This is a genomic window from Spirulina subsalsa CS-330 (assembly GCF_028330765.1).
GTDB lineage: Bacteria > Cyanobacteriota > Cyanobacteriia > Cyanobacteriales > Spirulinaceae > Spirulina > Spirulina subsalsa_A.
The window spans coordinates 15,457-30,303 of sequence record NZ_JAQMTY010000084.1; the positions used below are offsets into that span (position 1 = coordinate 15,457).

Genomic DNA, 14,847 nt, shown 5'->3' on the forward strand with positions numbered 1-14,847 from the left:
GATCCAGACCAACGCGATTGTACTCCTTAAAATTCTCATGCCAGAGGCGATCGCATCCTTTTCCTAACTTAACTGTCGTTTTAATTTTCAAGAGGAAGTCCAACATGTCTCATTTCAGCACCTTACGTACTAAGATCACCGACGCAGAAATCTTGCAAAACTCGTTGCGCGATCTCGGTATTACCACCAAAACCAACGCTGATGTTCGGGGTTACAACGGTCAACAAGTTCGTGCTGACTTGGTTGCCGTGCTCGATGGTGAATATGACCTCGGCTGGTCTGCCAACAGTGATGGTACGTTCGACCTGATCGCAGATCTCTGGGGCGTGGCTAAAAAGCATAATCAAACCGAGTTGATCAACTCGATCAACCAAAAGTACGCCGTGAATAAGACTCTGTCGGAAGTTCAGCAACGTGGCTTGAACAACGCCAATGTTAAGCTGGTCGTCCAATAGTCCTGACTTGCGTTCCAAAGCGCCTTAAGGGTTAACTTCATCGGGGGTTAACCCTTTTTTTGTCGTACCGAGTTCAACCCCTTAGTGGCGTGACACAGCCAAAATGATACTTTATTGTAGGATGGGTTAGGCGGCTTAACCTCCTGCCATTACTGCAATCTAGCAATCCGCCGTAACCCACCGATTAAGGTGTGTTGTGACACTAGCCTGGGTTATGATTTCGGCTCGTCTTGAATGTCAAAAGCTCAAGGTGACGGTGCGTTACGCTTCGCTAACAGCACCCTACTATGTGGCACAGCTAAAATGATGATTAATTGTAGGGTGGGTTAGTCGGCTTAAATATAGACTGTAACTGCAATCCAGTAATCCGCCGTAACCCACTGATTAACCTGTGTCGTGACACTAGGGTTTTTGCCAGCGCGACACATCTCCCGCTGCGGTGACGGAGATTAGATCTTGACCCGTGGGGGTGAATTGTAGGGCGGTGACGGGGTGGGGATGGTTGAGGATGGCGATGCGATCGCTGTTGGCCACTGACCAGAGGGTGATCACCTTGCCCGCTGCGGTGGCCAAAAGACGGCCATCGGGACTATAGGCCACCTGTTTCATGGCTTGGAGGCCGCGCTGGTGGCGAATTTCGCTGAGGGTGTTGGCGGCCCACAGGTAGAGGGTGCGATCGCTGCTCCCGCTGGCCACCTGCTGCCCATCGGGACTGATCGCGACCGTTTGCACCGTACCGCCGGGGGTCGCGTTGGCTACCTTATCCCCCGTCGCCACATCCCAACGCTTCACCGTCCCATCCCGACTGCCGCTGATTAACCATTCGCCATCGGGACTAAACACCAAGCTCATCACCGTATCCCAATGTCCTTTTAAGGGGCGCAGGGTTTGGCCCGTTTGGGTATCCCAAAGCAGAATCAGTTTATCGCCGCTGGCGGTGGCGCAGGTGCGGCCGTGGGGGCTGAAGGCGATCGCGGTGATCGGCAAGGGATGGCCGCTCAAGGTCTGTTGCTGGGTTCCGTCCTGAGTCCGCCAGAGGGTGCTGCTGCCGTCGTTGTGACCGATCAGGAGGTGTTGACCGTCGGGGCTAAAGGCCAGGGTTGTGAAGGGTGCAGCGGGCAATGTGTGGGCGATCGCCTGTTGTGCCACATCAACAAGTACCCCATGGCCATCGGTGTGGCGCGTGGCGATCGCATCCCCTTGGGGGCTGATCGCGATCGCGCCTTGGGTGGTGTGGTGCATCGGGAATGTGGCGGTACAGGCCCAGGATTGCAGGCTTTCCGGGTCAGTGTGGGGAAAATCAACGCTATCGGTGAGGCGGGTTAGGGTGTCCCGGAGCGATCGCCCAAACCCCCACAGATTTTCGCTTAAATCCCGAATCCCGGTTTCCAGTTCATGGCCCAACGGTTCCACCGGCTTCACCTCGGCAGACTCGCCCGTTTCCGCCGCGTGGAATGCCTCATATTCGGCATTTAACTCATCATCAAACGCCTCATCATCATCAAAATCATCTTCAAAATTGGCAACTGGGGGAGGTGTGGGCGTGGGGGCGGCTGCTGGGGGCGGGGCTGGAGGGGGGGTAGCAACATCCCAAGGATCAAGGGTGGGGGGCGGAGTTTGGCGAAATTCAGCCCATTGGGTTTGCAGATCTTGGAGGGTGGTTTGCAGATCGGCGATCGCCGGTTGCCAATCCGGCGGCGAGGGGAGATCCTGGACTTGGGCTTGGAGGGTTGCGATCGCCGTTTGCAGCGATTCCACCGTACCCGGCTCCACCGTTGTTATCCCATCCACTTGGCCCTGAATCGTGGTTAAGGTGCGTTCAATATTTTGCCAGCGATGGGTTTCGCTATCGGTGAGGGTGCGAAGCTGGGCCTTGAGGGCCTCCACCACAGTTTTCATCGTCCCAAAGTCTGCCGGATCATAACTATCGCCGAACTGCTGCATCTGATGCTGGAGGTGCTCAACCGTCGCCGTCAAGGGGTCGAGGCTCACCGCGTCGAGTTGAGTTTTGAGATCGTTAACCGTCGTTGTGAGGTGCGTTAGGGTGCGTTGATCCTCTTGATCTTGGGCGGTCTGGGTAGCGAGTTGATCCTCTAGCCTGTCTTGCAGGCTGGCGAGTTGGGTGGGGAGGGTGGTGCTCTGCTGTTCGAGGGCAGTGATGCGATCGCGCACTGATGTTAGTTCAGCCTGATTCACCGGGTGGATCTCCGCCTGCACCTGGGCAATGAGTTCGGTTTGCAGCGTTGCAAGCTGGTTTTCTAGTTCCCGTTGGCGTTGGTGCGATCGCTGATGGGCCAACACATTTAACCCCATAGCGATCGTTAACGGGGTTGCCGCGTAGAGAAATTGGCGCGTTAATGCCGCCGTAATCGTGCCGGAAATCGAGGCCGCGATCGCCACCGATTCAGCCCAAAGTAACCAAGGTTTTTTTTGCATCACAACCCGTTGCAAGAGGATTCAACAACCGTTCTCCCCCCATCTTAAAGGGTGGACTCTCCAGAACAGGTCTCCCATGATAATGTAAAAATTGTCCCGCTCTCCCTTACCCATGTTTGGTTCCCGTCCCCCACAAACCGACTCCGAGCCGTGGAAGTACCGCCTCGACCAATTTGCGCGGGACTGTCGCCCCCAAATTGCCGCCTTGAGTTGGAGCTTTCACCTCGCCAACCCGGAAACCACCGACGTGCTAGGCATTGACCTCCAACCCCAGCCCCACTTTGTCACCTGTCCCCGTCGCGCCGTCGAAGCCCTCAACCAAAACGTGGCGCACCAACTCCAAGAAGTGCTCGGCCTCCTCGATGCCTACCAGCCGGAAACCGAAGTCTTGATCCTTGCGATCGGTGATGGACAAATCAAAATCCTCTTTTTTGAACCCGACCCCACCCCCCCCGAAGCCTATCAAACCCTGGACGAGCCTGTCTTGGAAACCCTCATGGTTGAGCTTGAGGATGAACTCGCCCGCCGCTTTGCGCCTGAGTCTGAGTCAACCTCAGCCGACGCATCTGCCCCTCCTGACTCGCCCGGTTCCTAGTGGCGTGGCACGTCTTAATCGGTGGGTTACGGCGGATTGCTAGATTGCAGTAATAGTCTGTATTTAAGCCGCCTAACCCACCCTACAATTCAGCATTATTTTAGCTGTGCCGTGGCACTAAGCGTGAAAACCGAGATCCGTTCCCGTACCGGCGTGGACTTGGGCGAGGTGTTCGTAGCGTTGGGCGTGTTCGATTAATTCCGCCGCTTGGGCCTCGGAGACCTCCCGTAGTCGTTTCGCGGGGATGCCCACCATGAGCGATCGCGGCGGCACATCCTTCGTCACCACACAGCCCGCCCCGATCATACTTCCCGCCCCCACCGTCACCCCATTGAGCACAATCGCCCCAATCCCGATCAAACAGCCCCGCTCAATCCGTGCCGAATGAATCACCGCCCGATGTCCCACCGTCACATAGTCGCCTAAAATCGTCGGCTGCCCCGGATCACCATGGAGCACCGCCCCATCCTGGACATTGCTATGGGCTCCTACTTCAATCCGCTCCACATCCCCCCGCAAGACCGCCCCATACCACACACTCGCCCCTGCCCCCAGCGTCACATGACCCAGCACCGTTGCTGTTGGAGACACAAACGCAGCAGGGGTTAAATCGGGACTCGGCCAAGGAGAAACAGGGGGAAACTGGGTCATGGACTTGATTTTGAATTTGGCTATCTGACCGTTTTAATTTCGGTTCTGGGGATCGGGGTTAGCTTGTTTTGTCCCGTGTCACTCCCCTAGTATGGAAGATCAGATTTTGTTTGAATCTCTTTAGTTAACGTACCTGATTTAACGCCAAAAACAATGAGTACTGTCCTCACAATTCAAGATGATCAATTTGAGCAAGAGGTGATGCAGGCGGAACAGCCCGTGCTCGCCTATTTTTGGGCGGCGTGGTGTGGGCCTTGCAAGCTGATGTCGCCGTCGATTGAGAAAATAGCCGCAGACTATGGCGATCGCCTCAAGGTGGTCAAGTTAGAAGTTGATCCTAACCCTGAATCGGTCAAACAATGCGCTGTCGAGGGTGTGCCAGCATTGCGCATTTTTAAAGATAAAACTCTGATCGCATCCCATGAAGGGGCCATCACCCGGCCCAAAATTGTGGAATTTCTCGATCAAAATCTCTAATCATGTGAAGATTCTGTTTCACCCGGCGGGCATGGTGCATCATGCCCTATTGCGATCATTTTCCCTGAATTAACCCTCTGAATTATGGAATTTGCCCATCGTCTTCGCTCGCTTCAGTCAAATGTTTTTGCAGATATGGATCGTGCCAAGGGAGAGGCGATCGCGCAGGGTTTGCCGATGATTGATCTGTCGTTGGGATCATCGGATCTCCCCACGCCGCCCGTGGTGCTAGAGGCGATCGCATCTGCTCTGGATGACCCCAGCACCCACGGTTACGCCCTATTTCAGAGTACGGAACCCTTTCGCCAAGCGATCGCCCGCCATTACACCGCAAAATACACCATTCCCATTGACCCCGACAGTGAAGTGCTTCCCCTGATTGGCTGTCAGGAGGGGACGGCCCATTTACCCTTAGCGGTGTTGAATCCGGGAGATTATGCGCTGCTCCAAGATCCGGGGTATCCGTCCCATTTTGGCGGTGTGGCCCTGGCGGGGGGACGGGTTCACACCATGCCGCTCCGGGCTGAGGCGGGGTTTTTGCCGCAATTTGAGGAGATTCCGGCGGAGGTGTTACAGCAGGCGCGGTTGATGGTGTTGAGCTATCCCCACAATCCGACGACGGCGATCGCGTCTTTGGACTTCTTTAAAACTGCGATCGCGTTTTGTGAGCGTCATGACCTCATTTTGGCCCACGATTTCCCCTATGCCGATCTTGTTTTTGAGGGCAGCCCCGCCGCGCCGTCGTTGCTCCAAGCCGACCCGGACAAAACCCGCAGCATCGAGTTTTTCACCTTCTCCAAGTCCTATAACATGGGCGGCTTCCGGATTGCCTACGCGGTGGGCAACGCCGAGATTATCGGGGCGTTGCGGCAGGTGAAGGCGGTGATCGATTTCAATCAATATCGCGGCATTATGCGCGGTGCGATCGCTGCCCTCGAAGCCAATCAAGCGATCGTCAATACCACCGTAGAGACCTTCGCGGAACGGCGTGATGCGATGGTGGAGGCGATGGCGGCGATCGGCTGGCCCGTCAGCACCCCCCCCGCGACGATGTACATTTGGGCGCAACTTCCCCCCGCTTGGCGCGATAACTCCATTGGCTTCTGTCAAGCGTTGGTGCGTAAAACAGGGGTGGCTCTGGCTCCAGGGGCGGGATTTGGCGCGATGGGGGAAGGCTATGTGCGGTTTGCTCTGGTGCATCCGCCGGAAGTGCTGCGGGAGGCGATCGCTAAAATTCAGCCGTTCCTGGGTTAGGCAATGACTCAGCAGACTCAAACCCGGCAAGGGGCTGAGGCCCCTCGCCTTCCACCACTCACCAAGCCCAAAAACTCGGTGTACACTTGAGCCTAGAGAAATGCGGATAGAGGGCGTATGGATAGCATCACCACCAAGGCAAGCGTTGATGCCACGGGTAAACTGACGGCACAGTTAAAAGACATTCCGGCCGGGGATTATGATGTGACCCTGACCCTCACACCGATCGCGCCCCCGGAGCCGCAATTTAGTGATACGGCTGGCCATTGGGCGCAGCGGTTTATTGCGGCGATGGCCAAGGCGAATTTTACCAGCGGCTTTCCCGATGGCACGTTTCGACCCAATCAGCGGATCAACCGGGCCCAGTTTGCGGCGTTGATGACCAATGTGTTTAAACTGCCCTTGGTGCGTGACCCGATCCAATTCGTGGATGTGAATGGGAGTTTCTGGGCGGCGAATGCGATCGCCAAAACCTACCAAATGGGCATCCTCTCCGGCTTCCCCAATCGAGAATTTCGCCCCAATCTCGAAGTCACCAAAATCCAAGTGCTGATCGCCCTGGTCAATGCCCTCGATCCGGCCCCGTCGGGAGTCGATCGCATCCTCTTGCCGCAATACTATACCGATTGGGCCGAAATCCCCAGCTACGGCGAACCGGCGGCCAAATATGCCACCCGCTTAGAATTGGTGGTGAACTATCCCGATCTAGAGCGGCTCCGTCCAAACCAAGCCGTCACCAGGGGCGAAGTCTGCGCCATGATCTACCAAGCCCTGGTATCGCTTGGCCGGATGCCGAAAATCACCTCAAGTGCGATCGTTGCTGCGCCCCCGGCTCCCCGTGCCGATGCGATCCCCGTCGCCCACCAGCGCGAATTTCGCGGCGTTTGGGTCGCCTCCGTGTGGAATATTAACTTCCCCTCGCGGGCGGGCTTACCCACCGCCACCCAACAGCAAGAACTCCGCACCATCCTTGACACGATGGTCAACCTTAACCTCAACGCCCTCATCTTCCAAGTCCGCCCTGAAGGTGATGCCCTCTACGCCTCTAGCCGCGAACCATGGAGCGCTTGGCTCACCGGCAAGCAGGGCACACCCCCCGATCCGTTTTACGACCCCCTCACCTATGTGATCGAAGAAGCCCGCAAACGTGCGATCGAAGTTCACGCCTGGTTCAACCCCTACCGCGCCCAAATCTCCCGCAATACCCCCGTCACCCCGCCCCACATCGATGCCGTCTATCCCAGCGAAGTCCATAACTACGGCTCCGGCCGCTGGATGGACCCCGGCAGCGAACTCGTCCAAAACCGCACCTATGAAGTCATCCTCGACGTGGTTAAACGCTACGACATCGACGGCATCCACCTCGACGATTATTTTTACCCCTACCCCAAACCCGACGAACCCTTCCCGGACAGCAAAACCTACGACCAATACCGCAAAAACGGCGGTTCCCTCGGTTTAGCCGACTGGCGACGGGATAACGTCAATAAAATGGTCAAACGCCTCAGCACCGGTATCCGCGCCACCAAGCCCCACGTTAAATTCGGGATTAGCCCCTTTGGTATCTATCGCCCCGGTCAACCCGAAGGCATCAGAGGCTTGGATCAATACGCCGCCCTCTATGCCGACCCGAAAGAATGGCTCGCCCAAGGGTGGGTAGACTACATCGCCCCGCAACTCTACTGGAAAATCGACCAAGTGCAGCAGAGCTATCCCGTCTTGCTGAAATGGTGGACGGAGAATAACCCCAAGGGCGCACATATTTACCCCGGTAATAATTTGGTGAAGTTGGATAATTCGGAATGGCCGGTGAGTGAGTTTGAATGGCAAGTGAGTCTGACGCGGGATTTAAATCAGAGCAAGGCGTTGGGCAATATTTACTACAACATCAAACCCCTGTTGGAAAATACCCAAAACGTGCGGGAGGTGTTTCGCTCGAAGCTCTACCCCAACCCGTCCCTCGTTCCGGTGTTAAACGCGACAGGGGGCACGCGCCCAGCACTCCCAGCAGCGGTGAAGGCGGACAAGGGGCGATTGTCATGGCAAGCCCCGGCGAATCAAGACCTGTGGGGCTGGACGATCTACGAGGCAGTACCGGGGGGGTGGACGTTGCGCCAATTACTCCCGGCGGCTAGTCGGGCGGTGAATCTTAACCCCGGAACCTATGCGATCTGTACGGTGGATCGCCTCAAACAGGAAAGCGAAGGGGTGATGATTGCGGTGACTTAGCATGGTTCGAGTGAGTGTCGTTGATCCCCTTCCTCAGGGCAGCGAGCGAGGCGATCGCACGACCTAGGATTTCCATCCTCGACGGATACGAAATCCTCACTCTGTTCTCAGTCTCCAATACTATCGAACACATCAAACACCCGCAGCGGGAAGAGGAAAAGGTTCAAAATGCTGCTGAGGGGGCGGGTTACTTCGGTGAGGGTGTCGGAGAAGGAGGCGAGGCCGGAACGGCTGACGATGAGGATGTCTTCGTTGCGGAGGGGGGGGTTGGTGGCATCGTTGACGTTTTCGGCGAAGTCGATGGGGATGATTTGGCGGAGGACAGTGCCGTCGGGGTTGAGGCGAATCAGGGCGATGGTTCCCCGGCGGGCGCGATTGCTAAAGCCGCCGGCGGCGAGGAGGGTCTGATTGAGGGAGGCGTTGGGGGGGACTTGGGTTAAGCCGGGCCGTTGGACTTCGCCGACAACGTTAACGCGGATGCTGTCGGGGGAGAAGCTGGCGGCGGCGATCGCAGCCGTTTCCTCTGGGGTTAAATTCTCGGCTTTGGGGACGATGAGGGTATCGCCTTCTTGAAGTTGCACATCCTGAAGGGCGTTACCGGATTGCAACAGTTCCCACAGGTTGACGGTGAGGGTTTGGCGATCGCCGCTCCCCGTGCGCCGAAACAATTGAATATTGCGAATATCCGCCTGGGGCTTAATCCCCCCCGCCACCTGCAACGCCCGCGCCACCGTCGGGACACTGCTCGGCCCGCTGGCTCCGCCGGGTGTGCCTGCCGCCCCGGTACGAGCACCCCCCGTCACGGTGTAGGGGCCAGGGCGAAACACTTCACCAATCACGGCAATATTCAGGGGGCGATCGGTACTCGCGGCAAAATTCGCATCCCGGAGGCGGGAGAGTTCGGCGAGGTTGGTGGTGGTGGCGGTGGGGATTAGGATCGTGTCGCCGTCGCGGAGGGTGGGATCATCGCCCAGATCGCCGGTTTGCAACAGTTGCCACAGATTGACGGTGAGGGTTTCTTGGGTGGCAGTGCGGCGGATTTCGACGGCGTGGAGGTTGGCGGCTTGGGTGATGCCGCCGGCGGCTTGGAGGGCTTGGGAGAGGGTGGGAAATTGCGTGCCTTGGCGGGGCAGAATGTAGGAACCGGGGCGGCTAATTTCCCCGGCTACGGCCACTTGGAAGGGGCGGGGTTCGATGAGGACGAGATTGATCTGAGGATTGCGGAGGATGCGGGCTTGTTCGTAGCGAGCTGCGATCGCCTTTGCCGCTGCCGTTGGAGTCAACCCCGTGACGCGAAACGCGCCCAATTGAGGCAGGAGGATCGTGCCATCGATCAGCACTTCATGATCGCCGCTGTATTGGGGCAGTTGGAAGGTTTGGATCTGGATGCGATCGCCCGCCCCCAAGGTATAGCTTTGTTCCGGGGGCGCGGTGAGGTTCGGGCGACGCTGTACCGGCGGCGACGGCGCGAAAAACGGAGTAGTCAAGGGTGCAGGGTCACGATCTTGGCGGTCAACCTGTACCGTCACCTGTCCATCCGTCAGCCCTAAGCGTTGATAGGCGTTAGAAATTTGCGCCGCCGCCGCCGCTGGCGTTAACCCCAACACCGTCAACGCCCCCAAGCGGGGCAATTCCACCGTGCCATCACTCAGCACCACAGGCTCGCTGTTGAGCGTCGGCTCAGAGAGAACGCGAATCAAAAGGCGATCGCCCATCTGAATCCTCTGCCGCAGTGCAGGTAAAGGATCAGACTCCGGCACGGGGATCGATTCGCCCGACTGGGGCGGCAGTGATTGCGCCAAGCTAGCGGGCCCAACTCCCCACACCAAGAGCAACAGGGCGATCGTCCCCCGCACGCCGTAGGGACTCTGAAACAATCGAATCGGAGCCATGGTGCAACCTAACAATTAACAACGTCAACTCTACAGCCAAGCCGTATCTTTATGCCGTTATAACAGTTGAGCCAGAACGATTCACCCCAGCACGGGCCACCCCCACCGAGCACCGCAGCGATCGCCCCCAGAGGCCGACGCATTCCCCGAAACCGTCGCACAGATCACAACAGTCTGATCTAAAATTCTGCATACTAGCCCTTTGCGGCTATAGCAGATTGCGAAAGGATGAGAACGCCACTTCCCCCTTAAAAAGGGGAATTGAGGGGGATCTTTGTCTCTCAAGTTTATGAAAACCGCTATATTTCACCTCGCCCTATGTTGAAAATTTGGAAACCCCTCCAAAACTATCTCTTAGTTGCCCCACAATTCCTAGTTTTTTTACTCTTTTTAGTCTTTCCGATTTTAACGATCGTCGTGGTGAGTTTTTGGGAATTCAACGGCTATGCCATGACCCCCGCCTTGATCTTTGAAAACTATCGCAGCATCTTCACCTCTTCGGTTTACCTCAGTACCTATCTCAACACCTTTAAATTTGTCGCCATTGTTTGGATCTTGGCCTTTGCGATCGCTTACCCCGTTGCCTACTTTTTAGCCTTCCATATCCAAAGCCTCAAATGGCAAGTGATCCTCTTTGTGGTCTGCACCATTCCCTTCTTTACCTCTAACGTGATTCGGATGATTTCTTGGATACCGTTTCTCGGTCGGGAAGGACTCTTAAATCAACTGCTGATGCACCTTAATTTGGTTCAAGAACCCGTAGAACTCTTCCTCTTTTCTGACTTTGCCGTTGTCTTGGCTATGCTGCACCTCTATACCCTCTTTATGGTGGTTCCTATCTTTAACAGTCTCGTGCGCATTGACCGCAACTTAATCACCGCCGCCCTTGATTCCGGTGCTGCCAGTTGGCAAGTTTTTAAAGAAATCATTTTTCCCCTCTCCCTGCCCGGTGTTGCCATTGGATCAATCTTTATTGTCACCTTGGTAATGGGCGAATTTACCACCGTGCGCCTGATGAGTGGCGGTCAAGCCTCATCGGTCGGCTATGCCATTCGCAACCAAATCGGCAGTTTACAATACCCCCAAGCCGCCGCCAATGCCGTCATTTTGTTGATCATCACCTTAATGATGGTTTTCGCAATTCTCCGCACCGTTGATATTCGTAAGGAACTGTAGAAAATGCCTCAGAAACGCCCCCTTTCGTTTTACATTCTCGGCGCATTCTTTAGTCTTTTTGTGCTCTTTCTCTACGGCCCAATGTCGGCGATTTTCCTGCTTTCTTTCCAAGGAGAAGAGGGGAATTTAACCTTTCCGATGCGAGGATTTAGCTTTTATTGGATTCAATCGGTGTTTGGTGAACAGCGGATCGGCGAATTTGTCACACCGTTTTTGCGATCGCTCACCCTCGGCCTGATTGTGACGCTCCTATCTGTGGCGTTTAGTGTGATGGCGGGCATGGCTTTTCGGCGTAAATTTACAGGCTCCCGTTTTATCTTTTACCTAACCATCACGAGCTTAATTGTACCCAGTATTTTAGTGTCCTTGGGGATTGGAATTTTCTTCAATGTCTTGGGCTGGGATGTGCAATGGTATAGCTCCGCCTTGGGGGGACATTTAACCTGGACATTGCCCTTTGCCTTTTTAATTATGGTGGGGGTCTTTAATCGGTTTAATCCAGCCTATGAAGAAGCCTCGCGGGATTTAGGCGCGAGTGATTTTCAAACCTTTGGTCAGATTGTTTTACCCCTGATTGCGCCGAGTTTAATTGGGGTGGGGATGCTCAGTTTTACTCTCTCCTACGACGAATTTAATCGCACCTCCCTGATTTCCGGCGAAAACAACACCCTCCCCCTCGAAATCTTCGGGATGACCACCAATGTCACCTCCCCCGCTCTCTATGCTCTCGGCACTTTAACCACACTGTTTTCCTTTGCAATCATCGGGGCAGGATTAGCGACATTCCAAGCCTTAAAATCCTCTGCCCCACCCTCCAACTCTAAAAACTAATCTCCCATGGGCCCGCTCAGAAAATGAACAAGTTAAGCTAACAAATTAGGTGATTAATTTTAGTGATTTTGGAGGGAACGAATGACCTTATTACTGGCAGGTGATATTGGTGGGACAAAGACGTTGTTGCAACTCTTTAAACCCACCGCAACCGGGATTCAGCCGGTATCGGAGCGGCAGCATTATGTTAGTGCTGACTATGAAGATCTCGTGCCGATCGTGAAGGAATTTCTGGCCACGGTGGGTCATCAAGAGGATGGGAGTAGTCCTGCTTATGCCTGTTTTGCGATCGCTGGCCCCGTCCACAACAATACCTGCACCCTCACAAACCTGAGTTGGAAACTGGACGGCGATCGCCTTGGCCAGGATTTGCAATTGGATCAGGTGGCGCTGATTAACGACTTTGCCGGGATTGGCTACGGGGTGCTGGGGTTGCAGCCCGATGAACTCCATGTTTTGCAGGCGGGAATGGTAGACCCCAGCGCCCCGATCGCCGTCTTAGGGGCAGGAACGGGCCTCGGCGAAGCGGTGGTGATTCCCATCGGGCAGCACAAACATCGCGTTTTCCCCACCGAAGGCGGCCACACGGATTTCGCCCCTCGCAACGACCGCGAATACGCCCTCTTGAACCACCTCAAATCCGTGCGCCAACTAGAGCGGGTCTCGGTGGAGCGGGTGGTGTCGGGCATGGGCATTGTGGATATTTACGCCTGTTTGCGCGATCGCCTCATGGTTCCGGAATCCGCCGACATCACCGCCCAACTCAACAGCCCCAACGCCGATGCCGCCGCGATCATCTCCAAGGCGGCCTTGGACGGGCGCGATCGCCTCTGTGGCGAAACCCTCGATCTCTTCATGTCCGCCTACGGAGCCGAAGCAGGTAACCTCGCCCTCAAACTTCTCCCCTACGGCGGCCTCTTCATCGCCGGCGGCATCGCCGCCAAACTCCTCCCCCTGATCGAAGCCGGGGAATTCATGGCCGCCTATCACGCAAAAGGCCGCGTTAGTGGTGTTCTCGATCCGGTGCGGATCTCTGTGGTGCTCAATCCCCAGGTTGGTCTCCTCGGTGCGGGCATCTGCGCCGCCCAACTCGAACCCTAGACCCTTACCCTTACGTCCAGGTCAGCAACCCCTCGCCCTGTGGACTACTGCTGATACATAACCCAAGTTACGAATCTGGCGGGGGTATGAGTGAGCCAGAGGCTCACACTAACAGGCCTGCAATCCTCTGTAATGCGAGCTTCTAGCTCGCTGCCTTGACGATGGAGGGGAATTTAAACACAGGGGAGGTCAACCTTAGAGCGTTGTGGAGAATAGCCCCATGGGAGAGGGGTTTGGGGTGAGGGTGAACAAACTTAAGGGTTTTGAGTATCGCTGACCAGAAATGTTAACCCTGGGCGCTACCGATCGCAACGGGGGAAACTTTCGCACGGTAGAGGAGGGCTTCGCCGTGGTAATAGCCTGCGTAGCGGATGCGAACGATCGCGCCTGGTGTGGCTGTGCCGTCCATGAGTTCATGGATTTTCGGATCGTAGGGGTGTTCGCTGCCGATGGGGGCGATCGCCCTCACTTGCCAATGATCAAGCAGCCGTTCTAGGGGTTTAACAAGGGGAATGATTTTACTGGCGGGGAGGTCGGGGTTTTTGGTGACGGCGGCGACAACGGTGGGCCATTGCAGGAGCCAGGGTTCAAGGATGTGGAGGGCATCACTGGGGTCAGGGGGAGCCGGGGCAGGCGCGGGACGGGTTAAGGGCGATGCGCTGAATTCGGCCAGGAGTTGATCGACGGTGAGATCGAGGGCGATCGCAATTTTTGCCAAGGTTTCCCCGCGACATCGCGCCGCCTGACCGGCCCGCAATTGTCGGATTGTGGCGGGGGAAACGCCGGCGTGGTGGGCCAACTGGCGAAAACTGGGGAGATTCTGTCGCGCCATGTGGTGGCGGAGGCGTTGGGTATAGCGATCGCTCACCGGAGGGGTCGTCATGGCCTAGGCCTCCGTGTGATGGGCTTTCAAGGTCAACGCCAAATCCAACAAGAAGATCGGTTGCGGGGCCTCGTTGTCTCCGTGCCAAAGGGCGACATAGTGACAGAGTGACCCCAGGGGGGTTTGCCGCGCGGCTTCGGGAATGGCTTGGATCGAAGCCCGGTCTAATTCCATCATGTTGGGGAGTTCCGCCACTTGAATCCCCAAAATCCAATCCGATCCCCCCTGCACCAAAATCAAAAACGGATGATTCGGCAGAGGATCAACCGCCCAGGACTGTTCGAGCACCAAGAGGCGCACCGTTTGGCCATCCAGTTCAATCAAGCCCACATCATCAAAGCCCTGATGGAGTTGGGTCGGGCGTGGGCTAATTTTTAACACGGCTTTCATCGGCAGGGCAAAGGAATGGGTATGAACCGTAAACACGATCACCCGCATCCGTTCAGTGTCCACTAAGTCACTCATGACCGTTTTCTCCCAAGGGCGGTGTCCAGGGTGGTGAGAATTTCTTGCTCAATGTAGGGTTTGGTGAGGTAGGCGGCGGCTCCCAATTCGAGGGCGATGGTTTGAAAGCGATCGCGACTGCGGGAGGTGAGCATCAGCACCGGAATGTTTGCCCCTTGGAGATCCTGCCGCGCTGCACTTAAAAACTCTAGGCCATTCATCCGGGGCATTTCAATATCACAGAGAATCGCATCCACCGAACGACCACTGCGCAACTGTTCCAAGGCTTCTAAACCATCTTTGGCTTCAATCACCCGCTTGCCGTGGCGTTTGAGCATCAAACTCAAGGTTTGCCGCTCCGTTAGGGAATCATCCACCACGAGGATGGTGGCAATGGGGGCGGCGGTTTCCACGGGGTCGGGG

The 14,847-nt window shown here is 56.1% G+C and carries 15 protein-coding genes; 8 read left to right on the forward strand and 7 right to left on the reverse strand.

Annotated elements, in window-relative coordinates; genetic code table 11:
• The first annotated feature begins 104 nt into the window (after positions 1-104).
• Positions 105-455 carry a DUF1257 domain-containing protein gene (locus PN477_RS05675; RefSeq protein WP_072622003.1) on the forward strand — a complete coding sequence of 117 codons (351 nt, stop codon included), beginning with the start codon at positions 105-107 and terminating at the stop codon, positions 453-455.
• Positions 456-857: 402 nt separating this feature from the next.
• Here the strand turns inward: PN477_RS05675 and PN477_RS05680 are convergent, their stop codons facing one another.
• Positions 858-2,891 (reverse strand): cytochrome D1 domain-containing protein, encoded by a 2,034-nt coding sequence (locus PN477_RS05680; RefSeq protein ID WP_272121834.1) that lies wholly within the window; start codon positions 2,889-2,891, stop codon positions 858-860.
• Positions 2,892-3,003: 112 nt separating this feature from the next.
• Here PN477_RS05680 and ccmS point away from each other — a divergent pair, with 112 nt between their 5' ends.
• Positions 3,004-3,486 (forward strand): beta-carboxysome assembly chaperone CcmS, encoded by a 483-nt coding sequence (gene ccmS / locus PN477_RS05685; protein WP_272147063.1) that lies wholly within the window; start codon positions 3,004-3,006, stop codon positions 3,484-3,486.
• Between the two features lie 117 nt (positions 3,487-3,603).
• Here ccmS and PN477_RS05690 read toward each other — a convergent pair whose 3' ends face one another.
• Positions 3,604-4,137, reverse strand: coding sequence for a gamma carbonic anhydrase family protein (locus PN477_RS05690; RefSeq protein WP_272121838.1), 534 nt, complete (start codon positions 4,135-4,137; stop codon positions 3,604-3,606).
• Positions 4,138-4,290: 153 nt separating this feature from the next.
• On the opposite strand from PN477_RS05690, the gene PN477_RS05695 reads away from it, so the two are divergent.
• The 3 genes from PN477_RS05695 to PN477_RS05705 all read left to right on the forward strand — a co-directional run bounded on the left by PN477_RS05695 (position 4,291) and on the right by PN477_RS05705 (position 8,097).
• Complete coding sequence (locus PN477_RS05695) at positions 4,291-4,614, forward strand: thioredoxin family protein (RefSeq protein WP_272121839.1); 324 nt, start codon at positions 4,291-4,293, stop codon at positions 4,612-4,614.
• Between the two features lie 84 nt (positions 4,615-4,698).
• Positions 4,699-5,868, forward strand: coding sequence for an LL-diaminopimelate aminotransferase (locus tag PN477_RS05700; protein WP_272121841.1), 1,170 nt, complete (start codon positions 4,699-4,701; stop codon positions 5,866-5,868).
• Between the two features lie 117 nt (positions 5,869-5,985).
• The gene (locus tag PN477_RS05705) at positions 5,986-8,097 is read left to right on the forward strand and encodes a glycoside hydrolase family 10-like protein (RefSeq protein WP_272121843.1); all 2,112 of its coding nucleotides are present in this window, start codon (positions 5,986-5,988) and stop codon (positions 8,095-8,097) included.
• Positions 8,098-8,204: 107 nt separating this feature from the next.
• On the opposite strand, the gene PN477_RS05710 is transcribed toward PN477_RS05705, so the two are convergent.
• Complete coding sequence (locus PN477_RS05710) at positions 8,205-9,989, reverse strand: polysaccharide biosynthesis/export family protein (RefSeq protein WP_272121844.1); 1,785 nt, start codon at positions 9,987-9,989, stop codon at positions 8,205-8,207.
• A gap of 49 nt (positions 9,990-10,038) precedes the next feature.
• Positions 10,039-10,182, reverse strand: a complete 144-nt coding sequence (locus PN477_RS05715; RefSeq protein WP_272121845.1) for a hypothetical protein — start codon at positions 10,180-10,182, stop codon at positions 10,039-10,041.
• 125 nt (positions 10,183-10,307) lie between these two features.
• Here PN477_RS05715 and PN477_RS05720 point away from each other — a divergent pair, with 125 nt between their 5' ends.
• The 3 genes from PN477_RS05720 to PN477_RS05730 all read left to right on the forward strand — a co-directional run bounded on the left by PN477_RS05720 (position 10,308) and on the right by PN477_RS05730 (position 13,097).
• Positions 10,308-11,165, forward strand: coding sequence for an ABC transporter permease (locus tag PN477_RS05720; RefSeq protein ID WP_272121847.1), 858 nt, complete (start codon positions 10,308-10,310; stop codon positions 11,163-11,165).
• Positions 11,166-11,168: 3 nt separating this feature from the next.
• On the forward strand, positions 11,169-11,996 hold the full coding sequence (locus tag PN477_RS05725; RefSeq protein WP_272121849.1) for an ABC transporter permease: 828 nt from the start codon (positions 11,169-11,171) through the stop codon (positions 11,994-11,996).
• 81 nt (positions 11,997-12,077) lie between these two features.
• Complete coding sequence (locus PN477_RS05730) at positions 12,078-13,097, forward strand: glucokinase (RefSeq protein WP_272121851.1); 1,020 nt, start codon at positions 12,078-12,080, stop codon at positions 13,095-13,097.
• A 286-nt stretch (positions 13,098-13,383) separates the two neighbouring features.
• Here PN477_RS05730 and PN477_RS05735 read toward each other — a convergent pair whose 3' ends face one another.
• From PN477_RS05735 to PN477_RS05745, 3 genes are all read right to left on the reverse strand, one after another.
• Positions 13,384-13,980 (reverse strand): helix-turn-helix domain-containing protein, encoded by a 597-nt coding sequence (locus PN477_RS05735; RefSeq protein WP_272121853.1) that lies wholly within the window; start codon positions 13,978-13,980, stop codon positions 13,384-13,386.
• 3 nt (positions 13,981-13,983) lie between these two features.
• Positions 13,984-14,445 (reverse strand): chemotaxis protein CheW, encoded by a 462-nt coding sequence (locus PN477_RS05740; protein WP_272121855.1) that lies wholly within the window; start codon positions 14,443-14,445, stop codon positions 13,984-13,986.
• The coding region (locus tag PN477_RS05745; protein ID WP_272147065.1) for a response regulator at positions 14,442-14,847 on the reverse strand (406 nt) is incomplete at its 5' end. The genes PN477_RS05740 and PN477_RS05745, both read right to left, overlap by 4 nt.

Coding starts and splice junctions, on each gene's coding strand:
- PN477_RS05675 (WP_072622003.1), top strand. CDS start 105: ATGTCTCATTTCAGCACCTTACGTACTAAGATCACCGACGCAGAAATC.
- PN477_RS05730 (WP_272121851.1), top strand. CDS start 12,078: ATGACCTTATTACTGGCAGGTGATATTGGTGGGACAAAGACGTTGTTG.
- ccmS (WP_272147063.1), top strand. CDS start 3,004: ATGTTTGGTTCCCGTCCCCCACAAACCGACTCCGAGCCGTGGAAGTAC.
- PN477_RS05700 (WP_272121841.1), top strand. CDS start 4,699: ATGGAATTTGCCCATCGTCTTCGCTCGCTTCAGTCAAATGTTTTTGCA.
- PN477_RS05680 (WP_272121834.1), bottom strand. CDS start 2,891: ATGCAAAAAAAACCTTGGTTACTTTGGGCTGAATCGGTGGCGATCGCG.
- PN477_RS05735 (WP_272121853.1), bottom strand. CDS start 13,980: ATGACGACCCCTCCGGTGAGCGATCGCTATACCCAACGCCTCCGCCAC.
- PN477_RS05740 (WP_272121855.1), bottom strand. CDS start 14,445: ATGAGTGACTTAGTGGACACTGAACGGATGCGGGTGATCGTGTTTACG.
- PN477_RS05710 (WP_272121844.1), bottom strand. CDS start 9,989: ATGGCTCCGATTCGATTGTTTCAGAGTCCCTACGGCGTGCGGGGGACG.
- PN477_RS05725 (WP_272121849.1), top strand. CDS start 11,169: ATGCCTCAGAAACGCCCCCTTTCGTTTTACATTCTCGGCGCATTCTTT.
- PN477_RS05695 (WP_272121839.1), top strand. CDS start 4,291: ATGAGTACTGTCCTCACAATTCAAGATGATCAATTTGAGCAAGAGGTG.
- PN477_RS05690 (WP_272121838.1), bottom strand. CDS start 4,137: ATGACCCAGTTTCCCCCTGTTTCTCCTTGGCCGAGTCCCGATTTAACC.
- PN477_RS05720 (WP_272121847.1), top strand. CDS start 10,308: ATGTTGAAAATTTGGAAACCCCTCCAAAACTATCTCTTAGTTGCCCCA.
- PN477_RS05715 (WP_272121845.1), bottom strand. CDS start 10,182: ATGCAGAATTTTAGATCAGACTGTTGTGATCTGTGCGACGGTTTCGGG.
- PN477_RS05705 (WP_272121843.1), top strand. CDS start 5,986: ATGGATAGCATCACCACCAAGGCAAGCGTTGATGCCACGGGTAAACTG.